The following is a 21,602-nucleotide window of genomic DNA, read 5'->3' on the forward strand; positions in this document are numbered from 1 at the left end:
AGAGCTGATTGCACGCGCAATTCATAATCTTGGCGATCGTCGCGATCGACGGATGGTAAAAATGAACTGTGCAGCGATGCCTGCCGGGCTAATGGAAAGCGACCTGTTTGGTCACGAAAAAGGCGCCTTTACGGGCGCAACGGCGCAAAGAATGGGGCGCTTTGAGCTGGCTGATCAGGGGACCTTATTTCTTGATGAGGTCGGTGAAATCCCACTGGAGTTGCAACCTAAACTGCTGCGTATTTTGCAGGAGCAGGAGTTCGAGCGGGTAGGCGGTAATAAACTGATTTCAGTCAATGTGCGGATGATCGCCGCCACTAACCGTGACTTAAAACAGATGGTCGCTGATAAAGAATTTCGTAGTGATCTCTATTACCGGCTTAACGTGTTCCCGATTGTGATCCCGCCTTTACGCGAGCGGCCGGAGGATATTCCACAACTGGTAAAATTCCTCACCGGTAAAATTGCGAAACGGATGAAGCGCACTATCGACAGTATTCCTGCAGAAACGTTGCGTGTGCTAAGTCGTATGCCCTGGCCGGGAAATGTGCGTGAACTGGAAAATGTGATTGAGCGGGCCGTCTTGCTGACACGGGGAACCGTACTGGAGATGCAACCAGACGAATTAAATCATTCATTCCCCCTTTCTGCGTCGAGAGCCGCGGTCAGCGCGCCACCGCCTGCATCATTTTCTTCCATACATGAAGTGGATGAACGCCAGCACATTATTGACGTGCTGAAAGAAACCAATGGCGTAGTCGCGGGGCCGCGCGGTGCTGCAGTCCGTCTGGGACTGAAACGCACCACGTTATTATCCAGGATGAAAAAAATGGGAATCGAGGTGAACCCTTAGCGGAAATACCGGGCGGTTTAAATTCTTCACGGATTAAACCGCGTCATCAGTCATCTTCCACCGTCAATCGTCGGTCACTCCCGGCGTAATATAAAACGTGGCGGCAGGGCGTTTTAGCTGCGCTTATCTGGTTAGTGCAGGCTGAAAGCGTCACAGAACCGGAAAAAATGCGGCGGTAATCACAAATTTGCAACAGCATATCGTTGTTGTTGAAGTGAGTAACTGACCGATGTTCTTCATGCGTCGGGTGAATCACTAACTCCCTGATTTATATGAATTCCCTCCAGTCTCGCGCAAAAATTAAATTGTGATGAATCTCACAAATAAATCCTGATTTACCTGCCTGTCAATATTCCCGCCCGAAAATTACCGCGCGTAACTGTGATCTCCTCTGCAAATAGCAACCCCACTAAGCGGAAGAATGGCCTTCAGCAGATTAAGCCAGCGAGGTGAGGGAAATGCGCATTGGAATGGTGATCAGTGGCGGGGATGTGACCGGAATAAATAACTTTGTCTTCCAGATAGGGCGTCTCGCTCAGGCTGAGATGGTGATATTTGACGGCGGCATTCCCGGTCTGCTGGCAAATAACTATCGTGATATCAGCCAGCGCGATCTGCTCGACTTCTCCATCGCCCCGATTCCCGTTATGCAATCGGGGCGCACGCAAAAGAAACTGGTGCGTAGCGAATATGAGTTAATTGCGCGCCAGCTGAAAAGCGCCCGCATTGACGTATTAATCATGGCGGGTGGTGACGGCTCGCTGCAATTTCTCCACATTCTGTCGGAATCCGGTGTTAATTGTTTCGGCGTCGGCATGACCATCGATAATGATGTCTTTGGCAGTGATTACACGCTGGGTTTTTCCACCGCCTGCGAGCAGGTATTAAAAGAGGTCGCGAAACTGCGCAATACCGGCCGCGCCTTACCAGGCCGGGTGTTTATGCTGGAGTTGCTCGGCGGCTACTGCGGTGAATTAACGCTGCAGTCGGCGATTAAATCCAATGCGGATATCGCGTTAATCCCCGAGTGCCAGATCCCCCTGCCACAACTGGCGCAGCGCATCACAGGGCGGCTGGCTGAACAGAACAGCGTGGTCATCCTCTGTTCAGAAGGCTACACCCGTGAATATTCGCCCGGCTTTCAGGGGGCGATCGACACCTTGATCAAACAGCTTGAGCCGCTTATTGGCGTCCGCATCCGTAAAACCATTCTCGGTTATGGACTGCGCAATGGTGATCCTACCTGCGAAGAAATTTATCAGGGCACCATTATGGCCAGTGAAGTGGTGCGTTGTATTCAGTCAGGCATGCGGAATAAAGCGGTCATTATTAATGGCAGCAATAAACCGATCCCGATTGATTTAATAAGCATGCAAAAACGCCTGGTCGATATTGACGGGCACCATTACAAACTCGCTAAACAACTCAATATAGTGTGAGGACAAAACCATGCTGAAAATATTATGTGTCTGTGGTTGTGGATTAGGCTCCAGCTTTGCGATTGAGATGAGCGCAAAGGCGGTATTAAAAAAACTGGAGATTGAGGCCGATATCGATCACACCACCATTTCAGAAGCGAATGCATTTAAGTCAGATATGATCCTGACACAAAAAGCGTTTGCCGATGTATTAAACGCCGACGCCAGTCCGGAAGAAATTAAACGGGTCATTATTCTTAACCGGCTCACCGATAAAGCGGAAATAGAGCAGAAGATCCTGGCCTTCTTAAAAGAACGCAACGAGAAGGTCGCCGCCCATGAATAGTGTGATCGACTTCCTGGTAAAAGATCTGCTGGGGCAGGCATCCATTCTGATCGCCTTTATTGCCCTGATTGGTCTGCTGCTGCAAAAAAAATCGGCAGGCAAGGTGGTGGAAGGCACCTTTAAAACCCTGCTCGGGTTTTTAATTATGATGGCGGGTATCAATATTATTGTGGGGACGCTGACGTTCCTCAATACCATTTTTACTCACGGCTTTGGCATGCGTGGCTATATCACCGATGTTGCCGCTATTGCCGGGCTGGCTAACCGTGAGCTGGGTTCTGAAGTGGCGCTGACGCTGCTGGTGATCTTTATCGTCAATATCATCATCGCGCGACTGACGCCCTTTAAGTACATCTTCCTTACCGGCCAGGCCTTGTTGTGGATGGCGACGATTGGCGCGGTGATCGGCTACAAAGCGGGGCTGACCGGCCTGCCACTGATCCTGACCGGCGGTATCTTTGGCGGGATCATGGCCGTGGTGATGCCAGCGCTGGCGCAGCCAGTGGTACGGCGGATTACCGACTCGGACGACGTGGCATTGGGTCACTTCTGCACCATTGGTTATCTGGTCACAGCGGCGGTCGCCAAAGTGGTCGGCAAAGGATCGCGCTCCACCGAAGATCTGAAGCTGCCAGATAACTTTAAGTTTTTGCAGGATACCTATCTGTCGATGGCGCTGGTGATGGTGCCGATGTACCTGATCCCGGCCGTGGCTGCGGGTCCGACGTTCATTGCCCAGTACAGCAACGGCATGAACTACCTGATGTACGCCTTTATGCAGTCGATTCAGTTCGTGGCCGGGGTCTTCGTGCTCTACAGCGGCGTCCGTCTGCTGCTTAACGAGTTGGTGCCTGCTTTCCGGGGGATCGCCATGCGTGTCGTGCCGGATGCCAAACCGGCGCTGGACTGCCCGGTGATGTTTCCTTATGCCCCGAACGCGGTGATCGTCGGCTTCCTCGCCACTACGCTTGGCTCTATCGTCGGCATGCTGGTCTTCCCGATGTTCGGTCTGGCGATGATCCTGCCTGGCCTGCTGACTAACTTCTTTGCCGGTGGCACCGCCGGGGTATTTGGTAATGCCATGGGCGGACGGCGCGGCGCGATAATCGGCGGCTTCGTCCACGGACTCTTTATCACCATTCTGCCCGCCATCCTGGTGCCGATGCTGGAGAGCTATGGCTTTACCGGCGTGACCTTCAGTGATTCAGACGTCATCAGTACCGGCCTGGTGCTCGGCCATGCCTTCCAGAACAACTGGCTGTTCGTCGCCCTGTTTATTGCCTTTGTTACCGCACTTGCCTGGTTTGTTAACGGCAAAACCACCAAACCTCAAGAGGAAAAAATCCATGAAACTTTATAATTTCGCCGACCTGTTAAAGCTGGCTAAACAGCGTGACTTTAAAGCGGTGGGTTCTTTTAATCTTCATTGCCTGGAGATGCTGCCCGCCTATTTTAAAGCGGCAGAGAAAACCAACAGTCCGTTAATGATTCAGATCTCTACCGGCACGGCAAAATATCTCGGCCATAAGCTGCTGGTCGATGCGATTAAATCGCTGTCAGAGAGTATGAATGTGCCGACCTGTCTGCATCTCGATCATTGTTCCGATTTAGCCGCGATTCAGACGGCGATAGATGCCGGATTCAGTTCTGTGATGTATGACGGATCACATCTGTCGATTGAAGAGAATATTGCCAATACCCGCCGGGTGATTGATATGGCGCGGCCACATAATGTCTCGGTAGAAGCGGAGCTGGGCGCGATTGGCGGCTCGGAAGATGGTAAATGTGTGGAGATGGAGGCGATCGCGTTTACGCCGGTGGAAGATGCACGCCGTTTCGTTGAAGAGACCGGCGTCGATATGCTGGCGATCTCTATCGGCACCGTACATGGGCTTTACACCGGTAAGGCGCATATTCAGCATCAGCGTCTGGCGGATATTACAGCGGCAACCCACACGCCACTGGTGCTTCACGGCGGCACCGGCGTCAGCGATGAAGATATGCGGCTGGCGGTAAGCAGCGGGATTGAGAAGGTCAATGTCGGTACCGAAATGAATGTTCAATGGGTGGCGCAGTGCAAATCGACCTTCGAGAAAGGCAAGGTTAATGACAGCGTGCGTAATTTCCTGGTGCCGGCCAATGATGCAGTCACCAATGTGCTGGTAGAGAAAATGCAGTTATTCCGGTAATTGCCCGCGTCGCCATCACCGGGTTATTGCGTTAAACGTTTTTATCATCACTATTAATCTTAGCCACCCCGACATGATAGGGGGCAGGAGAGCCTATGTTTGGATTCTTAAAAAAGTCTCCGGCTGTGGAACAACCCAGCGAGCAGCAGCAGGATCATCTGGCGGAATTAAGCCGCGAGAAAATAACGCAACTGGAGCAGCAGCTGGCTATAAATCCACGTGATGGCGAAACGCAAAAACAATTAATGCTGGAATATAACCGGGCATTAAGTTTATTTGCGAAAAGCCGTCGCTACCGCAATGAAATTGATGCGCTGTTTGTCAAAATCGATGAATTACGCAATGTGGTTCGCCAGTCGATTTAAGGAGAGCTGATGACGATTAAGCAGTTATTGCAAGAGGCCAACGCCATTCAGATTGGCATCGACGCCACGGACTGGCGTCAGGTTATCGCGTTGGCCGCCGAACCGCTGGTTAGCGGCGGCTATCTCGCTGCCTCCTATCCGGATGCGGTGATCGCCAATACGCTGGCCCATGGCGCTTATTATGTGTTTGAGGAGGGGATCGCCATCCCCCATGCGCGCCCGGAAGCGGGGGTGATCCGCGACTGTTTCAGTATGATCCTGCTGAATGAACCGATCTCGTTTGAGGGCAGTGATAAGGCGGACATTGTGATTATGTTTGGCGCACGTGACAGCAATGCACATATCGAAGAGGGGATCCGCGCGATTGTGTCGCTGCTGGAGGATGAGGAGACGCTGGTCCGGTTACGTCAGGCCAGCAGTGTCGCGGAGGTTATCGATATCTTATGACGCAAAACATCCCCCCCAAACGCGTGGTGCTGGTTAACGGTATTCCGGCATCGGGAAAGAGCACCCTGACGCACGCGCTGTCACAACACTTTGGCTGGCCGGTGCTGACGCTCGACAGCCTGAAAGAGCCGTTTATGCACGCTTTTGCGCCGGTCGATCGCCTGCGTAACCGGCAACTTGGTTGCGCGGCCTATCAGGCAATCTGGAACATCGTCGAACAGGCACCCGCCAGTCAGGTCTGGCTGATCGATGCCTGGTTTGGTTTTCAGCCGCGCACGCTGCTTGAACAGGGAGTGAAACAGGCGGGCATCGAAGAGGTGCTGGAGCTGTGGCTGAAGATAGAGCCGGAGGTGGCGGTGGCGCGCTATCAGGCGCGTCTGTCGCAGCGGCTGCCGGGCCATCCGGGCGCTGAGTATCTGCCGGAGCTGCGCCAGCTGGCGCAACAGGCCAGGCCGATGGCGCTGGGAGCGGTGTATGAGGTGGATGCCTGCGCCCAGGATCACGCTGCCGTTATCCACTGGCTGCAACAACAACTGTCCAGAATCCGCTACACTTCAGCTCATCATCAGAGGAGTGAGGAGTTGCAGGATGTCGTCGCCCCCGTATCTGCAAACCGGTGAGAGCGCCGTGCTCTATGACGGCGTCTGTAAGCTGTGTAACGGCTGGGTTCAGTTTCTGCTGCGTCACCATCTGGCGCGGCAGGTCCGTTTTGCCTCGGTGCAGAGCGAGCAGGGCAAAGCGCTGCTGCGCTGGGCCGGATTGCCGGAAGAGAACGTCAGCACTATTGTCTACATTGACGGTAATCAGCACTGGCTGCGGGCGCAGGCAGTGTTCCGCGTGATGCAGCATCTGCCGGCCCCCTGGCGCGGACTGGCAGTACTGCGCCACTTCCCGGATAGGGTCAGTAACTTCGCCTACGACCGCATCGCGTTAAACCGCTATAAGCTGTTTGGCCGTTACAGTAGCCAGCACGCTCTCACACCTGATTATCCCGACCGTTTTCTGCATCCGATGCCGTCCGTAGGTTAGTGGCGGGTCTGCCCGACAGGCAGGCCCGCGCTGTTCATGTTCCGGGTGACTACAGCGTAAACACCGTCCGACAGCGGCTGTCATCCTCATCCCATGCTGTATCCACATCAGAAAGGGGACGTGCCTTAAAAGGCACAGAAAATGCGTGCTGTCCGGCAGCCTGTAGTAGTTCAGCCAGCGAGCCAATCAGGTCTGCGTTGGATACACTGCCCAGTCCACTCCCCATCAGTGTCAGCCCGGATGCACGCAGCAAATGACTGTGCAAAGGGATCTCCTGTGCGCTGAGTGAGCCAATCTGAACGAAGCGAACGACATGATCACCGCCCCGCACCGCCGCTTCCATGATCGCCAGCGCGCTCTCTCCCCATAGATAATCCAGCACCACATCAATGCCGTCTGCCATCAGGGCAGGGAGTTCAGCGGCCAGAGCATCAAGTGTAATGACGCTGTCTGCGCCTTCATTAAGCAGTTGTTGAAGTATCTCCGGGTTCCGGCCGGTCGCAATAATTTTACCCGCGCCGAGACTGCGGGCGATACGAATCGCCAGGCGGCCGGAGGTGCCGGTTGCGCCGTTGATCAGCACGGTTTCGCCTTTGCGCAGTTCAGCCCGGCGGGTGAGTGCGGCCCATGAAGACATGCCCGGATTGGCAAGCGCGGCGGCGACCACGGGATCAAGCGACGCAGGAAGCGGAATGACGCAGCGGGCATTGACCACCACGCGTTCCGCCATGCTGCCCGACGCGGTACCAAAGGTCAGAAAGTAAACCGGATCGCCGTTTTCGAGGTAACCGGTACCGTCAATGCCTGGCACCATAGGATAGGGCGCAGCGGCGCTGTAATGCGTGCCTGCAGCCCGTGCTTTGACCAACTGGCTGATGGCGGCGGCTTTCACGTGAACTAGCAGTTGGTTTTCAGCGGGCAGGGAATCGGGAAAATCACCATAGTGCGGTTTTTGACCGGCATGAGTAATGATGGCTGCTTTCATAGGGAGTTGTCCTTCTAATGATCGGTGATTGAGTGTAAAGTACACACATTATTCCAGCCTCAGGATGGCGTCAATGAAAAGTGTGCAAAATACACATAAATACGATGCGCTGCACAATTGTCTGCTGACAATTGCAGGCGCCCTTAACCGGCCCCAGCGCGATATGGCGATGATTAAAGCGTCGGGTATTGAGCTGGATCGGGCGCTGTTTCCGCTGCTGGTTCAGGTCAGCCGGTTCGGCCCGATCGGCGTGGGTGAGCTGGCAGATCGGGTGGGGCGTGATTACAGCACGGTCAGTCGTCAGGTGGCGAAATTAGAGGAAACCGGGCTGGTCGTGCGCCAGAAAAACCGCCAGGACAAAAGGATTAACGAGGCGGCAATCACCCCGGATGGCAGGGCGATGACTGATAAAATCGATGCGCAACGTGTGCAGGTCTATCAGCGTGTTTTCCAGCACTGGCCGGAGTGCGATCGCGAGGCGCTGGAGCAGTTACTCAGCAGATTCGTTACCGATTTCACTCAGACGGAAGGCGATGAAAATGAGGATAAGCGTGATGCGGTTTAAGGGAAGGGGTGCCCATGCCGGTTAATTTTGATCTCAACGATCTCTACGCATTTCGCGCGCTGGTGGAGTTTGGAAATTTTCGCCTGGCGGCGGAATCGATCTGCCTGTCTCAGTCAGCGCTGAGCCGCCGGATAGATAAGCTGGAAACCACGCTGGGAATTAAACTGTTTGAGCGGACCACGCGCCGCGTCACGCTGACGCTGAAAGGGCATGCGTTTGCGCAGCGATCGGAAAAGCTGCTGGCCGATTTTGAAGAGGTCATGGCCGATCTGAGTGAGGTGAGCTTAGCCCGCACCGGCCTCATCACCGTGGCCTGCGTGCCGTCAGCCGCCTACTACTTTATGCCCAACATTATCCGGCTGTTCCAGGCGCGCTATCCCAAGGTGCGGGTCAAAATGATCGACAGCAGTGCGGCCAACGTCTATGACGCGGTGATTGGCGGGCAGGCCGACTTCGGCATCAGTTTTTCGAGCCGCTCACAGCCGGATGTGCATTTCCAGCCGCTAATGGAGGATCCCTACGTGGCGGCCTGTCGGCGTGACCATCCGATAGCAGGCAAAAAGAGTCTGAGCTGGCAGGCATTTTATCAACAGGAATGGGTCGGGCTGGATAAAACTTCCGGCAATCGCAACCTGCTGGACCAGGCGTTGCAGGCGATCATGCCGGAGAAGCCCTGTGTCTGTGAAACCCGGCACGTGACCACCATGCTGGGGATGGTTGAAGCGGGGCTCGGCATTGCTGCCGTCCCCGCGATGTCGATGCCTGGATACGAACATGCCCTGCTGATGGCGGTGCCGTTAACCGATCCGGAGGTAAAACGCACCGTGGGTCTGTTGCGTAAAAATGGCCGCACGCTGTCACATATCGCCAGCGAACTCGAAAACCTGATTATTGAACAGTATCAGCGACTTTAACCGGTTTTGATGCCTTCACTGTGTGCAGTCCGCTGGCGTGCACCGCCTGCTGAGCCTCGGCCGAGGCGAGCCAGTGCAGCAGCTTCGCTGCTTCGTCCGGCTGCGCTGACCTGCGCACCACGGCACCGGCGAAGCGGGTGGTGTATTGCAGCTTGTCCGGCAGTTCGCCAATAAAGGTTACGCCAGAGACAGGCAGCAACTCACTGACCTGCTGAAAGCCGATAGCGTATTTACCGGCCGCGACTTCTGATGCCACCGGGATGCGCTCAACCTTTACCGCTTTCGCCTTCACCTGATCCTCAATGCCCAGTCGGCTGAACAGCTGGCTGCTGACATATTTGCCGCTGGCGCTGTCGGAGTAGGCGATAGAAGGGGCGTTCAGCAGGGCCGCACGCAGCTCGCTTTCGCTGCCGATTTTAACCGGCGTGGCCCCTTTTTTAATGACCGCGCCGATGCGGGAGTCCGCCAGCTCAACCCGTGAACCCGGCAGCGTTTCGCCCTTTTTTTGCAGATCGCTTAACGCGTCGCCGACCATAATCACCACATCAGCTGGTTCGCCGCGCGTCAGTCGGGCCGGAATCGCCTGCGGCGTCTTACCCATAGATGGGCCAGCGACCGTGTTGATGGTAATCCCTTCCTCTTTTGCGAATTGTGGCGAGAGCGTGTCCCACGCTGCTTTAAACCCGCCGGAGATCATCACCGTCAGCTCTTTTGCCTGCGCTGTGGCGCTGCCCGCCACGCTGAACAGCAGGGCTGCATAAAGCGATATCGTTTTCAGTTTCATCTTCCGTTCCTCAGCTAACAGTTTCGTGGGCAGGCGATACGGTACTGCGGGTGCGACGATAGAGGTAAAGCGTCGCACCCAGGGCGCAGACTGCCGCAAAACTCATCCAGTAGCCTGGCGACGCTTTATCACCGGTCAGCTCAATCAGTCCGGTTGACATCACCGGGGTAAAGCCACCAAACAGCGCCGTTGCCAGGCTGTAGGCCAGCGAGAAGCCCGCCACGCGGACTTCCGCCGGCATGATTTCGGTCAGCGCCGGGATCATCGCGCCGTTGTAGAGACCGTAAATCATCGAAAGCCACAGCAAAACGCCTAGCATCATCAAGAAGCCCGGTGCTGCCGCCAGCATGCTCAGGGCCGGATAGGTGGTGACAATCGCCAACAGGGTCATGGCGACCAGCACTGGCTTACGGCCAAAGCGGTCGGAGATCGCGCCGCCAATCGGCAGCCAGATGAAGTTCGACACCGCCACCAGCAAGGTCACAAGCAGGCTGTCAGAGGCGCTCAGCAGCAGCACTTTCTTACCAAAGGTCGGCGCGTAAACCGTAATCAGGTAAAAGGCTGTTGTCGTCATCGCCACCATCAGCATCCCGGCAATCACCACCTGCCAGTTATTGAGCAGGATACGGAACACCTGTTTCACATCAGGATGGCTGCGACGGTTGTTGAACTCCTGTGTCTCTTCCAGCTTGCGACGCAGCAAGAAGATAAATGGCACAATCAGGCAGCCAAACAGGAACGGAATACGCCAGCCCCATTCACGGATAGCATTCTCTTCCAGCACGGCGTTGAGGATAAAGCCCATCGCTGCCGCGACCATAATTGCGACCTGCTGACTACCCGACTGCCAGCTGGTGTAGAAGCCTTTGCGGCCTGGTGTGGCAATTTCCGCCAGATAGACCGAAACACCGCCCAGCTCTGCACCGGCGGAGAAGCCCTGCAGCAGTCGGCCAACCAGCACCAGCAGCGGTGCCCAAAGGCCAATGCTCTGGTAAGAGGGGATCAGCACGATCATAAAGGTGCCTGCTGCCATGATGGAGAGCGTGACGATCAGCCCCTTACGACGGCCAACCTTGTCGATGTACGCGCCCAGCACTACCGCGCCAATCGGGCGCATCAGGAATCCTGCACCAAACACGGCAAAGGTCATCATCAGTGAGGCGAACTCACTGCTGGCCGGGAAGAAAGTATGGGCGATATAGGTGGCATAGAAACCGAACAGGAAGAAATCGAACTGTTCGAGAAAGTTGCCTGAGGTCACACGGAATATTGCGCCAATCCTGGCACGGTGAGTCATGGGTGAGGTTGTCTGCATCAGTAGCTCCAGTAGGTATGACGCTTTTTGCCGCGCCTGTGACTGAAGAGTGGATCAGCACTCCGCGCCAGATAAGTGCAAAAAGGGCATTGATTGATGTGCAGGCCGCATGATTGCCCAGGGTTGCCCTTTAAAAGCATTTTAATTCAGTATGTTATCGAGAGGGTCGGCTTTGCCGGCGTGTTATCGGCTCTGAGCCGAGTTTGCGGAAATGTGACAGAATTCATAAGCCTGTTACGCGCTGATAAGGGGATCCCGGGCAATCTGCCGCCACCCGCGTAGCGCCTGGCGGCAAAGGGGCTCTGAACTCAGGCGTGCTGTTTCAGCGAAGAGTGATATCGAAAACCTGACGTAAATGCCGGACGCCCGCTTCGGTAAACGCGACTTCACGATAACCGGGCTGACGGGTCAGCCAGCCCTGTTGTTCAAAGCCGGTCAGCAGCGCGGCGCCCGCGTAGCCGCCGAGATGGAACCGGCGCTCACTCCAGTCGAGACAGCCGCAGCACGCCTTGCGGCGTCCTGACTGCGACAGATGAATCTGCAACGCCGCAAACTGCTGCTGACCATAAACGGTGACAGCGCTGCCCTCCGGCGTGATCCAGCCCTGTTGCATCATGGCGGCGTAGATCTGAACCGCAATCTCACCCGCCAGATGGTCGTAACAGGTGCGGGCCGTGCGAAGCGATGTCGGCGTAGTGCTCGCCGGCGCGGCGACCCGTCGCCACGACACGCCCATGATGTTCTCAATCAGCGCAGCGATGTCACTGCCGGTCAGTCGGTAATAACGGTGACGGCCCTGCGCCACACAGACGATCAAGCCGCTGTTGATCAACCGGTTCAGATGAGCGCTGGCAGTGGAGGGTGCCACGTCGGTGACGGCACTGAGTTCCGTGGCGGTCCAGGCGCGGCCATCCATCAGTGCTGACAACATTTTCACCCGTGACGGATCGGCCATCGCTGCCGCGACGGCCACTATCGCGTGCTCAAGTGATTCGCTGTCGTCTGGTTCATTTTCCGCTTGCGGTGTTGCCATCATATTACGGTGCCCATTCTGTGGTCAGCCCGGCGGCTGAGCCGTTGTTATCGGTGATCAGGATAAGCTGGTTAGCGTGATCGCTGTATTGCACCAGGATGTTGATTCCCGCATCGGCAAGGCGTGCCGTGATCGCCCCCAGCTCGCCAGGACGCTGCTGCGGTAGCCTGCGAATCAGCGGGGCACTGACGGCCTCGACGGCTATCCCCTCGGCTTCCAGCACGGCCCGCGCCCGTTCGCCTTCCGCGACCAGAAAATGGGCGTGGCTCTGCTCATCAAAAGAGAACAGACCGCCGCCTTCCAGTCCGATGCCATGACGACCCAGCAGCGTGGTGAGTCGTGAAAGTGTGCCTGGACTATTTTGCAGGATGACATGAATATCGAACATGTTAATTTACTCCCTGTTGTGAGGCATATTCTCTTACCAGCGTGACGATGCGAAGACGGTAACCGGCAAAAAGGGTCTCGCGGCCTTCACGCTGTGCGGCCTGATGGCACAGGTTGCGCTTCCAGGCCAGTACCGATTCTTCATCGCGCCACCAGGAGAGTGAGAGAATTTTTTTCTCATCGGTCAGGCTTTGAAAACGCTCAAGAGAGATAAACCCGCTGTTTTGCATCAGCAGCGGTTTAAGGTCGGCAGCCAGTTGCAGGTAACGCATCTGGTGTTCGGGGCGGGCTTCGGCTTCAAATAGTACGGCAATCATTGCTATCCTCCTTTGGGTGATAGCGCCAAAATAGCGGGCGGGGCGAGTTGATGCTTCGGCCAGTAACGAAATATGGCTGTGCGGGTGAGGTCAGCCAACCCACCCACTCAGCCTCACCATGGAGCAGACCCTATGTTCAGCGGACTCAGTGCCTTTCCCCTTACTCCCTTTGCTGATGGCAAGCCCGATGAAGCGGCCTTTCTGCGGCTGCTACGCAGGCTGACTGAGGCGAAAGTCGACTCACTGGGCGTGCTGGGTTCTACCGGCAGCTATGCCTATCTGACCCGCCCACAGCGCAGGCGTATCGCAGAGCTGGCGGTAGAACATGCAGATTCGATTCCGGTGATGATTTGCATTGGCGCGGTGAGCACCGACGAGGTGCTGGCGCTGGCGGAGGATGCGCAGCAGGCGGGAGCCGCCGCGTTACTGCTGCCGCCGCTGGGTTATCAGGCATTGAAAGAGGATGAGGTGTTTGGGCTGTTTGAGAGCGTGACGCGCCACGCCTCGGTGCCGATCTGCATTTATGACAATCCGGGCACGACCCATTTTACGTTTTCTGATGTGCTGCTGAGCCGGATCGCTGCGCTGCCCGGCGTTGGCTCAGTGAAAATTCCGGGTGTTCCGGCGGAGCAGTCCGCGGCGAATGAGCGCCTTGCTCAGTTGCGCGGTACGCTGCCTGCTTCCATGTCGATTGGTGTCAGCGGTGACGCCTCTGCCGCCAATGCGTTGATTGCCGGATGTGATGGCTGGTATTCGGTGTGCGGCGGGCTGTTTCCGCATGTCGCAAAAGCGATGACCGACGCGGCAGCCGCAGGCGATCATGAGAGCGTCAGGGCGCAGTCCGATCGCCTCCAGCCGTTGTGGGCGCTGTTCCGCCAGCACGGCGGCAGTTTCCGGGTGATCAGTGCGGCGGCGGGGCTGCTGGGCCTGACCGAACGCGACTGCCTGCCGCGTCCACTGTTGCCACTCCCTGATGCGGATTGCAGGCAGATAGCTGACGTGCTCGCGGCACTCGATCTCTCTTAAATTCAGAAGGCGTTAACCGTGGCGCACCAGGTTAAAGCCTTCCTCCTCCTGCGGCGGTTCGAAATAGCGGGTAATCAACGCGAACTGCTCGTCTGTTGCGGCAAAGGCGTGTTCGCCGCCCTGATTACGGGCGTGCAGCCGCGATTTACACAGCGCATCCGGCACGTCCAGATAATGCAGGCAATGGTCGGCAGAGGATGCCTTAATCACCGACATCATCCAGTCGCGATTCGCCCGGGTGTTGGCAGGGAAATCAAGCACCACCGACACGCCCGCGTTTAGCAACGCCACCAGATGAGGCGTCATCGCCTTTCTGAGTTTTGCCGCAACGCGCACGTAGTCAGCCACCGATTGCATCTCATCCTGCCAGATCGCGGCGAGCCACTGATCCTCGCTGATCACCACGTAACCCGGTAAAGCGCCCAGTTGAGCTGCCAGCGTTGATTTCCCTGAAGCCATTTTTCCACACAGCAGATGCAGTGTGGCGGGGGAAGAGGTCATGGTCATATCACTCCTGTGGAACCTGATAATGAATCGGGGAAAATTCAGGCTAACAAAAGAGCTGAGAGAGAAGCAATGAGAGTCGTGAGGTCGGTTTAAGCGGATTTAACGCGCGTATCAGCATCCGCTTCGGTGAGCATTACGGCGCAAAGGAAAAAGGCGGCTTTTACTGGAGAGATGACGCGCCTGAACGGGGAAGTACGGTCAGGCGGGTTTTTGTGGTGATGTTATGTGTTGAATCTGCGCTGAACAGCCAGCCACAGGCTTCATTTTTGGGCCATCAGTAACGTCAGCAGTTCACGGCAGCAGGCTTCTTCTTCGGCACTGTTCGCAGAAGCCAGATGACGCAGCAGTTCCATACAGCTCTTTTCCTTACCCGCTTCCATCAACTCTTCGATCAAAAAATTGATTTTGTCCTGCTCAGATGCAGCAAAGGATGAACGGAACTCATTTTTAACCGGGACGCTGTGGTTCAGAGGCAATGTGAGGGTGTTTTGCATTGGCATATTATTATCCTTATACGGGTTAAAAAACGCGCTGATGTTGCTATTAAACTTATACAACGATCCGGGTTTTGTACAGGAGTGAGCCAGGTTGATTTTTTAGTCGAAGCTAAGCGTAGCGCGGATGCAGACTAACTTTCTGTTAGTTAACTGTTTAATCCGGTAATGCGTTTCAGGGGATTTTGGGAAGAAAAAAGCGGCAGTAATCTTAATCCTTCGCCAGGCGGCCCGGCAGGCCGCTCAGGCTGTTTTGCTTACAGGAAATCTTCGCGCTGTGGTGTAAAGGTATCCAGCAGGACACCCGCCTCAAGACAGACACAGCCATGAACCACATTGGGCGCTTTATAGAGTGTATCGCCCGCACCCACTTCACGTGTTACACCCTCAATGGTGAAGGCGAAGCGTCCGCTGAGCACATAAGTCAGTTGCTCGTGAGGATGATGATGCAGCGGGCCGACAGCCTCTTTTTCAAAACTCACTTCAACCGCCATCATCGTGCCGCCATGCGCCAGTACGCGGCGGGTCACACCGTTACCCAGATCTTCCAGTGGTCGCTCTTTATGGTAGATAAACATCTTTATCCTCACACGGTAGTGGGCGCTGTAGTCGCCGTTTTGTGATGGGTCTCACAGCACCAGGGTGAATTAGTCCATGCACTTTAGTGGTTTTTCTCTAAAATGAAACAGTGTTTCATTTATTTTATGAGGGTAGATCATGAAAATCGCGTTAATGATGGAAAACAGCCAGGCCGCTAAGAACGTAACCGTGCTGAAAGAACTGGAAGGCGTCGCGCAGCCGCTGGGCCATCAGGTCTTCAACGTCGGGATGAGCGATGAACAGGATCACCATCTGACCTACATTCACCTCGGCATCCAGGCCAGCGTGCTGCTGAACAGCCAGGCGGTGGATTTCGTGGTCGCGGGCTGCGGCACCGGGCAAGGTGCGCTGATGTCGCTGAACATTCATCCGGGCGTGGTCTGCGGCTACTGTATCGATCCGGCGGATGCTTACCTGTTCGCGCAAATCAACAACGGTAATGCCTTATCCCTGCCATTCGCCAAAGGGTTTGGCTGGGGAGCTGAGCTGAACCTGCGCTTTATCTTTGAAAAAGCGTTCACGGGCGAGAAGGGCAATGGCTATCCGCCAGAGCGTAAAGAGCCGCAGGTGCGCAACGCCGGCCTGCTGAATCAGGTCAAGGCTGCGGTGATCAAAGAAAACTATCTCGACACCCTGCGCGCCATCGATCCTGAACTGGTACGCACCGCCGTCAGCGGCCCGCGTTTCCAGCAGTGCCTGTTTGAGCATGGCAAAAATCAGGAGATCGTTGCTTTTGTGCGTCAGCTGACTCACTAAGCCCTCCGATTTGACAGGGCCGATCTCACCGGCCCTTTTTTTATCTTCTCTCTGCGTCCGCGCCTATTCAGCTCTGCTGCGCCAGCACCGCATGGTTGTGGCGACTCGCCTCCACCAGCATCCGCGTGTAGGGCATCGCGGCGCGATCGGCCACCAGCGTCGGCACATCCAGCGTCTCCAGCACCTTGCCCTGTTGCATCACCGCCACGCGATGGCAGAGATGCGCCACCACGCCGAGGTCGTGCGTCACCATCAAATAGGTCAGGTTCTCCTGCTGCTGCAGATCACTGAGCAGATTCAGGATTTCCGCCTGCACCGAAACATCCAGTGCAGAGGTCGGCTCATCCAGCAGCAGCACGCGCGGCTCCAGAATCAGCGCCCTTGCAATCGCCACACGCTGACGCTGACCGCCGGAAAGCTGGTGGGGATAGCGCGTCTGCCAGGCGCGATTCAGCCCGACCTTATCCAGCATTGCCACCACCCGCTGCTGGCGCTGCCCGATGCCCTGAATCTGCAACGGCTCTTCAAGGATATCGCCCAGCGTGTGACGCGGGTGCAGCGAACCGTAAGGGTCCTGAAACACCATCTGCACCTGCCGACAGCGCGCCCGATCGATTCGATGCGTCAGCGGCTGATTATCAATCGTCAGCTCTCCCTGCCAGTGAGTAAACAGGCCCGCCAGACACTTCAGCACCGTAGTTTTGCCCGATCCCGACTCACCGACCAGCCCAAAGATTTCACCTTGTTTCACCTGCAGATTCACGTCGAACAGCACCTGATTAAGCGTGCCCTCATCGCCGAAGCTGAGGTTGAGGTTTTTTACATCAATCATCACCACTCCTTAGTCGGTTAACCAGCTTGCGTGACGTTGTAACACCGGCAGGCGTGTACGGCGATGATCAAGGTCGGGCAGCGCCGCCAGCAAGCCCTGCGTATAGGGATGCTGCGCACTGTCGAGTTCACTGGCGGCCAGCGACTCCACGACGCGCCCGGCATACATCACCAGCACCCGATCGCAGAAGCTGCGCACCAGATTGATATCGTGACTGATAAAAATCAGCCCCAGTCCACGCGCTTTTACCAGATCATCCAGCAGCGCCAGCACCTGCAGACGCACCGAGACATCCAGCGCAGAGGTCGGCTCATCGGCAATGACCAGTTCCGGTTCGGTAATCAGCATCATGGCGATCATCACGCGCTGCCCCTGTCCGCCGGAAATCTCATGAGGATAGAGCTGATAAACCCGTTCAGGATCGCGGATCTGCACCTCCTCCAGCATCGCCAGCGCCCGCTGACGTGCCGCCGATTTCTGGTCGCGATGGTGACTGCGCCAGGCCTCGGCGATCTGCTCGCCAACCCGAATCACCGGATTCAGCGAATATTTCGGGTCCTGCATAATCATTGAGATGCGTTTGCCGCGAATGGCGCGCATCTGTGCCGGGCTGGCGTGCAGCAGGTCGATATCGCCAAACTGCATCCGGCTCGCCTCGATGCGCGCCTTCGCCGGATGCAGCTGCAGCAGGGCGCGGCCTACGGTTGATTTACCGGAGCCAGACTCACCGACAATCGCCAGCTTCTCCTGACCGAGCTGAAAGGAGACGCCGCGCACCGCCGGGGTTGCCTGGCGTCCGTTAACAAAGTTCACGTGCAAATCGCGCACGTCGAGCAACGGCGAGGCGTTACTCACTGCGGGGATCAAGCAGGTCACGTAGGCCATCTCCTAAGAAGTTAAATGCCAGGCTGTTAATCAGGATCGCCAGACCGGGCACGGTGACCACCCACCAGCACTCCAGCATGTAGGTGCGGCCGCTGGCGATCATCGCGCCCCATTCCGGATCGGGCGGCTGCGCGCCCAACCCGAGAAATCCCAGCCCGGCGGCGGTGAGGATAATGCCCGCCATGTTCATGGTGATGCGGATAATCACCGACGGAAGGCAGAGCGGAATAATATGTTTCCACAGCACCCGCAAGGGCGACGCGCCCTGTAAACGTACCGCCGAGATAAAGTCCGCCTGACGCAGCGACAGCGTTTCGGCACGCGCCAGACGGGCGATGGGCGGCCATGCGGTGAGCGTAATGGCAATCACCACATGCTCCAGACCCGGACCCAGGGCAGCTACAAACGCCAGCGCCAGTACCAGGCTCGGGAAAGAGATAAAGATATCAGTGACGCGCATTAGTACACCGTCGACTTTGCCGCCGAAGTAACCGGCGGTGACGCCCAGCAGCAGGCCGAGCGGCCCGACAGTGACCGATACCAGCAGCACGATGTAGAGCGTGATCCGCGCGCCCCATACCAGACGGCTGAAGATATCCCGACCAAACTCGTCGGTGCCGAACCAGTGGGCCGCGCCGGGTGGCGTTAAGGCGTTGTTCAGATCCTGTATCAGCGGATGATACGGCGCGATCCAGGGCGCAAACAGCGCCACGATGCAGAGCAGCAGCACAATACCGCCGCCAATGGCAGTCAGGGGATTACAGACCATGCGCCAGAGGAAATAGCCGCAGCGGGCAGCAAAACGCTGGCAGCGCGCCAGTCGCTCGCGGGAATGACTCACAGATGCAGCATCAAACGAGATCGTCATACTTTGGTCCTCGGATCGAACACCTGATAGAGCAGGTCGGAGATCAGGTTAAGCAGCACAAAAATCAGGCCTACCACCAGCACGCAGCCCATTACCGCATTCATATCGCCCAGCATCAGGCTGCCGGTGAGGTAGGAACCAAAGCCGGGCCAGGAGAAGACCGTTTCGATCAGCACCGCGCCTTCCAGCAGCGAACCATAGGCCAGCGCCACCACGGTCAGCAGTTGTACCAGGATATTGCGGAAGGCGTGCTGCCAGATCACCTGCCATTCGGTCAGGCCCTTGACCCGCGCGGTGAGAATGAACTCCTGTGACAGCTGCGCCAGCATAAAGCTGCGCGTCATACGGCTGATGTAGGCCATGGAGTGAAAGCCGAGCAGCGAGGCGGGCAGCACCAGATGATTCAGCGCGTTCCGGAACACCTGGCTGTTGCCGGCCAGCAGGGCGTCAATCAGCATAAAGCCGGTGCGATGTGGCACGATGCCATCCAGGCTGAAGTCTACCCGTCCTGCGCCGCCGACCCAGCCGAGATGGGCATAGAACAGCAGCAGGCCCATCATGCCGACCCAGAAGATCGGCGTGGAGTAACCGGCCAGGCTGAGCATCCGCACCACATAGTCGACGACGCTGTTACGACGCGCCGCCGCCAGCACGCCCAGCGGCACGCCGAGGCCCGCGCCAATCACAATTGCCAGCGTGGCCAGCTCTACTGTGGCGGGAAAGACACGCAGGATGTCATGCACTACCGGCTGGCCGGTCAACAGCGCATGACCGAGATCGCCATGCAGCAGCGCATTAAGATAGATGCCAAACTGCATCCACAGCGGTTTATCAAAGCCGAGCTGATGATAGACCTGCTGATAAGTGGCCTGATCGGCGTCGGGGCCGACAATCGCCAGCACCGGGTCCAGCGGCATCACCCGGCCAATAAAAAAGGTCAGCAGCAGCAGGCCGAACAGCGTAATCAGCACCTGCACCGCGCGATGGCTGATGCGGCGGCACTGATGTCGGGTCAGGGTCAGAATCATGGGGGGCCTCCCGCCAGGGCTTCAGGGGTTTTCCAGACGTCGCGCAGGAAGGTGGTCGCGGAGGGATGGGGCTGATACGCCTGTACCCGGTTACTGACCACCACGGAGTCGAGCATTTGTGAAAGCGGCATCAGTGCAGGCACCAGCTGGTCATAGCGTTGCTGGATGGCGAAATAGTCCTGCTGCTGGCGGGTTTTGTCGCGTTCCACCAGCGCCTGATCGATCATGCGGTTGAGCTGCGCGTCGTAGAAACCGGTGCGCCAGCCCTGGAAGTTGGTCAGCCGGGCACTGTCCGCATTGTTGGGGTTGTAAACCAGCGACCTCAGACTGGAGTGGGGATGCGGCTCCACGCCGCTGCCGCCGCGTCCGACCAGCAGATTGAACTGGCGATCGCGCATCGCGCCATAAATCTGGTTGCCGGTGCCGGTAATGATTTTTGCGCGAATCCCGCCCTGCAGCAGCGTTGACTGCACCGCGATAGCGATATTCAGGAACGGCTGATCGGCCAGCACCCGCAGCGTGGTGTCGAAGCCGTCCGGATAACCCGCTTCAGCCAGCAGTGCACGGGCGCGCGGCACATCGAGCCGGTAACCGGGGTCGGGCAGCGTGGCGGGCATACCGGCCTGAATCGGGCGCTGATGGAGTTCGCCGTAGCCGGTCATCAGGCTCTTATTGATGCCCTGATAATCGACCAGATAGCGGACCGCCTCACGCACTTTGATATTGTTGAAGTGCGGATCTTTCATGCTCATCGCCAGATAGTAGATGGTTCCTTTTCTGACCGCGTCGATGGTGAGGTCGGGATCGTGACGCAGGGCGCGCACGTCGGGGATCGCCATGTTACTGGCGATATCCAGGTCGCCTTTCTCCATCATCAGCCGCAGGGTCTGCGACTCCTGCAGGTGGCGGAACACCACCCGCGACATCTTCGCCTCGCCGCGCCAGTAGTCTGCCGAGCGACTCATCCGCAGCACATCTTTTGCCTGCCAGACATCCAGCCGGAACGGGCCGGAACCCGCTTCATGCGTGGTCAGCCAGCGGTTGCCCCAGTCGCCATCGACCTCATGCTGCTGCACCGTTTTGCGGTCCAGCACCACCATGCTGCCCAGCGCCGCCAGCGAGTAGATCACCAGTTGCGGATCGTTCGGCTTAGGCAGGGTGATCACCAGCGTGCGGTCGTCGGGCGCGGTGATCATCTGGTCAACGTTGTCGCGGCTGAAGCCGTACGATTTCCACACCGACGCCTGCGCCAGGTTCAGATGCAGCACCCGCCGCATCGACCAGACCGCATCGGCGCTGGTGAGCGGATTGCCGGAGTGAAACCTGACGTTGTCGCGCAGGTGAAAGGTCAGGGTGCGGTTATCCGGGCTGACTGACCAGCGTTCGGCCAGCGCCGGGCGCACCTCGGAGAGCTGCTGCGGGTTCAGCTCCACCAGACCGTCATAGAGATTCACTACAATGCCGACCACCTCGTTGCCGGTCATAGCGGCCGGATCCAGGGTGAGCAGATTGTTCATGTTCATGCCGACGATCAGCTGGTCATCCGGGGTCTTTGCCTGGATTGACGCGCTGCCCGTCAGCACCAGCAGCGTGATCAGCCACGCGCCACATCGTTGTGTCAGGGTCATAGGTAAAGTCCAGCAGGTCAGAGGTTTTTCC

At 57.1% G+C, this 21,602-nt stretch carries 27 protein-coding genes; 13 read left to right on the forward strand and 14 right to left on the reverse strand.

Annotated elements, in window-relative coordinates; translation table 11 throughout:
- From AC2LB6_RS02490 to AC2LB6_RS02530, 9 genes are all read left to right on the forward strand, one after another.
- The coding region (locus AC2LB6_RS02490) for a sigma 54-interacting transcriptional regulator (protein WP_490092310.1) at positions 1-853 on the forward strand (853 nt) is incomplete at its 5' end.
- Between the two features lie 458 nt (positions 854-1,311).
- The gene (locus AC2LB6_RS02495; RefSeq protein WP_490092311.1) at positions 1,312-2,292 is read left to right on the forward strand and encodes a 6-phosphofructokinase; all 981 of its coding nucleotides are present in this window, start codon (positions 1,312-1,314) and stop codon (positions 2,290-2,292) included.
- Between the two features lie 10 nt (positions 2,293-2,302).
- Complete coding sequence (locus AC2LB6_RS02500) at positions 2,303-2,617, forward strand: PTS sugar transporter subunit IIB (protein WP_490092312.1); 315 nt, start codon at positions 2,303-2,305, stop codon at positions 2,615-2,617.
- Positions 2,610-3,977, forward strand: coding sequence for a PTS sugar transporter subunit IIC (locus AC2LB6_RS02505; protein ID WP_490092313.1), 1,368 nt, complete (start codon positions 2,610-2,612; stop codon positions 3,975-3,977). The genes AC2LB6_RS02500 and AC2LB6_RS02505 overlap by 8 nt, the downstream gene beginning before the upstream one ends.
- Positions 3,964-4,806, forward strand: a complete 843-nt coding sequence (locus AC2LB6_RS02510; protein WP_136198029.1) for a class II fructose-bisphosphate aldolase — start codon at positions 3,964-3,966, stop codon at positions 4,804-4,806. The genes AC2LB6_RS02505 and AC2LB6_RS02510 overlap by 14 nt, the downstream gene beginning before the upstream one ends.
- Positions 4,807-4,901: 95 nt before the next feature.
- On the forward strand, positions 4,902-5,171 hold the full coding sequence (locus tag AC2LB6_RS02515) for a hypothetical protein (RefSeq protein WP_010245053.1): 270 nt from the start codon (positions 4,902-4,904) through the stop codon (positions 5,169-5,171).
- Between the two features lie 9 nt (positions 5,172-5,180).
- Positions 5,181-5,618 carry a PTS sugar transporter subunit IIA gene (locus AC2LB6_RS02520; RefSeq protein WP_090961123.1) on the forward strand — a complete coding sequence of 146 codons (438 nt, stop codon included), beginning with the start codon at positions 5,181-5,183 and terminating at the stop codon, positions 5,616-5,618.
- Entirely contained in the window at positions 5,615-6,238 is a 624-nt protein-coding gene (locus AC2LB6_RS02525; protein ID WP_490092314.1) for a P-loop nucleotide/nucleoside kinase family protein, read from the forward strand. Before AC2LB6_RS02520 ends, AC2LB6_RS02525 begins: the two co-directional genes overlap by 4 nt.
- On the forward strand, positions 6,207-6,647 hold the full coding sequence (locus tag AC2LB6_RS02530) for a thiol-disulfide oxidoreductase DCC family protein (RefSeq protein WP_490092315.1): 441 nt from the start codon (positions 6,207-6,209) through the stop codon (positions 6,645-6,647). The genes AC2LB6_RS02525 and AC2LB6_RS02530 overlap by 32 nt, the downstream gene beginning before the upstream one ends.
- A 49-nt stretch (positions 6,648-6,696) precedes the next feature.
- Here the strand turns inward: AC2LB6_RS02530 and AC2LB6_RS02535 are convergent, their stop codons facing one another.
- Positions 6,697-7,632 carry a quinone oxidoreductase family protein gene (locus tag AC2LB6_RS02535; protein ID WP_490092316.1) on the reverse strand — a complete coding sequence of 312 codons (936 nt, stop codon included), beginning with the start codon at positions 7,630-7,632 and terminating at the stop codon, positions 6,697-6,699.
- 73 nt (positions 7,633-7,705) lie between these two features.
- On the opposite strand from AC2LB6_RS02535, the gene AC2LB6_RS02540 reads away from it, so the two are divergent.
- Positions 7,706-8,197, forward strand: a complete 492-nt coding sequence (locus AC2LB6_RS02540) for a MarR family winged helix-turn-helix transcriptional regulator (protein ID WP_490092317.1) — start codon at positions 7,706-7,708, stop codon at positions 8,195-8,197.
- 14 nt (positions 8,198-8,211) lie between these two features.
- Positions 8,212-9,111, forward strand: a complete 900-nt coding sequence (psrA, locus tag AC2LB6_RS02545) for an L-proline-binding transcription factor PsrA (protein WP_490092318.1) — start codon at positions 8,212-8,214, stop codon at positions 9,109-9,111.
- Here the strand turns inward: psrA and AC2LB6_RS02550 are convergent.
- From AC2LB6_RS02550 to AC2LB6_RS02570, 5 genes are all read right to left on the reverse strand, one after another.
- Positions 9,086-9,895, reverse strand: coding sequence for a molybdate ABC transporter substrate-binding protein (locus AC2LB6_RS02550; RefSeq protein WP_490092319.1), 810 nt, complete (start codon positions 9,893-9,895; stop codon positions 9,086-9,088). The genes psrA and AC2LB6_RS02550 overlap by 26 nt on opposite strands.
- 10 nt (positions 9,896-9,905) lie before the next feature.
- Positions 9,906-11,213 (reverse strand): MFS transporter, encoded by a 1,308-nt coding sequence (locus tag AC2LB6_RS02555; RefSeq protein WP_490092556.1) that lies wholly within the window; start codon positions 11,211-11,213, stop codon positions 9,906-9,908.
- A gap of 319 nt (positions 11,214-11,532) precedes the next feature.
- Positions 11,533-12,243 carry an ArsR/SmtB family transcription factor gene (locus AC2LB6_RS02560; RefSeq protein WP_490092557.1) on the reverse strand — a complete coding sequence of 237 codons (711 nt, stop codon included), beginning with the start codon at positions 12,241-12,243 and terminating at the stop codon, positions 11,533-11,535.
- Between the two features lie 4 nt (positions 12,244-12,247).
- Positions 12,248-12,631 (reverse strand): amino acid-binding protein, encoded by a 384-nt coding sequence (locus AC2LB6_RS02565; RefSeq protein ID WP_490092320.1) that lies wholly within the window; start codon positions 12,629-12,631, stop codon positions 12,248-12,250.
- Between the two features lies 1 nt (position 12,632).
- Positions 12,633-12,947, reverse strand: coding sequence for an antibiotic biosynthesis monooxygenase family protein (locus tag AC2LB6_RS02570; RefSeq protein WP_031592353.1), 315 nt, complete (start codon positions 12,945-12,947; stop codon positions 12,633-12,635).
- 132 nt (positions 12,948-13,079) lie between these two features.
- Between AC2LB6_RS02570 and AC2LB6_RS02575 the strand changes: the two genes are divergently transcribed.
- Positions 13,080-13,973 (forward strand): dihydrodipicolinate synthase family protein, encoded by an 894-nt coding sequence (locus tag AC2LB6_RS02575; RefSeq protein ID WP_490092321.1) that lies wholly within the window; start codon positions 13,080-13,082, stop codon positions 13,971-13,973.
- A 12-nt stretch (positions 13,974-13,985) separates the two neighbouring features.
- On the opposite strand, the gene AC2LB6_RS02580 is transcribed toward AC2LB6_RS02575, so the two are convergent.
- The 3 genes from AC2LB6_RS02580 to AC2LB6_RS02590 form a co-directional block, all read right to left on the reverse strand.
- Complete coding sequence (locus AC2LB6_RS02580) at positions 13,986-14,480, reverse strand: P-loop nucleotide/nucleoside kinase family protein (protein ID WP_490092322.1); 495 nt, start codon at positions 14,478-14,480, stop codon at positions 13,986-13,988.
- Between the two features lie 260 nt (positions 14,481-14,740).
- Positions 14,741-14,980, reverse strand: a complete 240-nt coding sequence (locus AC2LB6_RS02585) for a hypothetical protein (protein WP_490092323.1) — start codon at positions 14,978-14,980, stop codon at positions 14,741-14,743.
- 251 nt (positions 14,981-15,231) lie between these two features.
- Complete coding sequence (locus AC2LB6_RS02590) at positions 15,232-15,552, reverse strand: cupin domain-containing protein (RefSeq protein WP_490092324.1); 321 nt, start codon at positions 15,550-15,552, stop codon at positions 15,232-15,234.
- A gap of 139 nt (positions 15,553-15,691) precedes the next feature.
- On the opposite strand from AC2LB6_RS02590, the gene AC2LB6_RS02595 reads away from it, so the two are divergent.
- Positions 15,692-16,330: an RpiB/LacA/LacB family sugar-phosphate isomerase gene (locus AC2LB6_RS02595; protein ID WP_003853539.1), complete on the forward strand. Its 639-nt coding sequence runs from the start codon at positions 15,692-15,694 to the stop codon at positions 16,328-16,330.
- Positions 16,331-16,397: 67 nt separating this feature from the next.
- On the opposite strand, the gene AC2LB6_RS02600 is transcribed toward AC2LB6_RS02595, so the two are convergent.
- The 5 genes from AC2LB6_RS02600 to AC2LB6_RS02620 are packed head-to-tail and all read right to left on the reverse strand — an operon-like array spanning position 16,398 to position 21,571.
- Positions 16,398-17,162, reverse strand: a complete 765-nt coding sequence (locus tag AC2LB6_RS02600; protein WP_490092325.1) for an ABC transporter ATP-binding protein — start codon at positions 17,160-17,162, stop codon at positions 16,398-16,400.
- Between the two features lie 9 nt (positions 17,163-17,171).
- Positions 17,172-18,038 carry an ABC transporter ATP-binding protein gene (locus AC2LB6_RS02605; RefSeq protein WP_490092326.1) on the reverse strand — a complete coding sequence of 289 codons (867 nt, stop codon included), beginning with the start codon at positions 18,036-18,038 and terminating at the stop codon, positions 17,172-17,174.
- Positions 18,010-18,915 (reverse strand): ABC transporter permease, encoded by a 906-nt coding sequence (locus AC2LB6_RS02610; protein WP_490092327.1) that lies wholly within the window; start codon positions 18,913-18,915, stop codon positions 18,010-18,012. The genes AC2LB6_RS02605 and AC2LB6_RS02610 overlap by 29 nt, the downstream gene beginning before the upstream one ends.
- Positions 18,912-19,943, reverse strand: coding sequence for an ABC transporter permease (locus AC2LB6_RS02615; protein WP_490092328.1), 1,032 nt, complete (start codon positions 19,941-19,943; stop codon positions 18,912-18,914). Before AC2LB6_RS02615 ends, AC2LB6_RS02610 begins: the two co-directional genes overlap by 4 nt.
- Positions 19,940-21,571 carry an ABC transporter substrate-binding protein gene (locus tag AC2LB6_RS02620; RefSeq protein WP_490092329.1) on the reverse strand — a complete coding sequence of 544 codons (1,632 nt, stop codon included), beginning with the start codon at positions 21,569-21,571 and terminating at the stop codon, positions 19,940-19,942. The genes AC2LB6_RS02615 and AC2LB6_RS02620 overlap by 4 nt, the downstream gene beginning before the upstream one ends.
- Positions 21,572-21,602: the final 31 nt, after the last annotated feature.

This window comes from Pantoea sp. RCC30.1, assembly GCF_058148845.1.

What these genes read in the sequence shown, in the direction of transcription:
- AC2LB6_RS02510 (WP_136198029.1), top strand. Translation starts at nt 3,964, where the DNA reads ATGAAACTTTATAATTTCGCCGACCTGTTAAAGCTGGCTAAACAGCGT.
- AC2LB6_RS02560 (WP_490092557.1), bottom strand. Translation starts at nt 12,243, where the DNA reads ATGGCAACACCGCAAGCGGAAAATGAACCAGACGACAGCGAATCACTT.
- AC2LB6_RS02590 (WP_490092324.1), bottom strand. Translation starts at nt 15,552, where the DNA reads ATGTTTATCTACCATAAAGAGCGACCACTGGAAGATCTGGGTAACGGT.
- AC2LB6_RS02525 (WP_490092314.1), top strand. Translation starts at nt 5,615, where the DNA reads ATGACGCAAAACATCCCCCCCAAACGCGTGGTGCTGGTTAACGGTATT.
- AC2LB6_RS02585 (WP_490092323.1), bottom strand. Translation starts at nt 14,980, where the DNA reads ATGCCAATGCAAAACACCCTCACATTGCCTCTGAACCACAGCGTCCCG.
- AC2LB6_RS02550 (WP_490092319.1), bottom strand. Translation starts at nt 9,895, where the DNA reads ATGAAACTGAAAACGATATCGCTTTATGCAGCCCTGCTGTTCAGCGTG.
- psrA (WP_490092318.1), top strand. Translation starts at nt 8,212, where the DNA reads ATGCCGGTTAATTTTGATCTCAACGATCTCTACGCATTTCGCGCGCTG.
- AC2LB6_RS02515 (WP_010245053.1), top strand. Translation starts at nt 4,902, where the DNA reads ATGTTTGGATTCTTAAAAAAGTCTCCGGCTGTGGAACAACCCAGCGAG.
- AC2LB6_RS02505 (WP_490092313.1), top strand. Translation starts at nt 2,610, where the DNA reads ATGAATAGTGTGATCGACTTCCTGGTAAAAGATCTGCTGGGGCAGGCA.
- AC2LB6_RS02615 (WP_490092328.1), bottom strand. Translation starts at nt 19,943, where the DNA reads ATGATTCTGACCCTGACCCGACATCAGTGCCGCCGCATCAGCCATCGC.
- AC2LB6_RS02595 (WP_003853539.1), top strand. Translation starts at nt 15,692, where the DNA reads ATGAAAATCGCGTTAATGATGGAAAACAGCCAGGCCGCTAAGAACGTA.
- AC2LB6_RS02610 (WP_490092327.1), bottom strand. Translation starts at nt 18,915, where the DNA reads ATGACGATCTCGTTTGATGCTGCATCTGTGAGTCATTCCCGCGAGCGA.
- AC2LB6_RS02500 (WP_490092312.1), top strand. Translation starts at nt 2,303, where the DNA reads ATGCTGAAAATATTATGTGTCTGTGGTTGTGGATTAGGCTCCAGCTTT.
- AC2LB6_RS02580 (WP_490092322.1), bottom strand. Translation starts at nt 14,480, where the DNA reads ATGACCATGACCTCTTCCCCCGCCACACTGCATCTGCTGTGTGGAAAA.
- AC2LB6_RS02575 (WP_490092321.1), top strand. Translation starts at nt 13,080, where the DNA reads ATGTTCAGCGGACTCAGTGCCTTTCCCCTTACTCCCTTTGCTGATGGC.
- AC2LB6_RS02565 (WP_490092320.1), bottom strand. Translation starts at nt 12,631, where the DNA reads ATGTTCGATATTCATGTCATCCTGCAAAATAGTCCAGGCACACTTTCA.
- AC2LB6_RS02540 (WP_490092317.1), top strand. Translation starts at nt 7,706, where the DNA reads ATGAAAAGTGTGCAAAATACACATAAATACGATGCGCTGCACAATTGT.
- AC2LB6_RS02530 (WP_490092315.1), top strand. Translation starts at nt 6,207, where the DNA reads ATGTCGTCGCCCCCGTATCTGCAAACCGGTGAGAGCGCCGTGCTCTAT.
- AC2LB6_RS02600 (WP_490092325.1), bottom strand. Translation starts at nt 17,162, where the DNA reads ATGATTGATGTAAAAAACCTCAACCTCAGCTTCGGCGATGAGGGCACG.
- AC2LB6_RS02520 (WP_090961123.1), top strand. Translation starts at nt 5,181, where the DNA reads ATGACGATTAAGCAGTTATTGCAAGAGGCCAACGCCATTCAGATTGGC.
- AC2LB6_RS02495 (WP_490092311.1), top strand. Translation starts at nt 1,312, where the DNA reads ATGCGCATTGGAATGGTGATCAGTGGCGGGGATGTGACCGGAATAAAT.
- AC2LB6_RS02570 (WP_031592353.1), bottom strand. Translation starts at nt 12,947, where the DNA reads ATGATTGCCGTACTATTTGAAGCCGAAGCCCGCCCCGAACACCAGATG.
- AC2LB6_RS02620 (WP_490092329.1), bottom strand. Translation starts at nt 21,571, where the DNA reads ATGACCCTGACACAACGATGTGGCGCGTGGCTGATCACGCTGCTGGTG.
- AC2LB6_RS02535 (WP_490092316.1), bottom strand. Translation starts at nt 7,632, where the DNA reads ATGAAAGCAGCCATCATTACTCATGCCGGTCAAAAACCGCACTATGGT.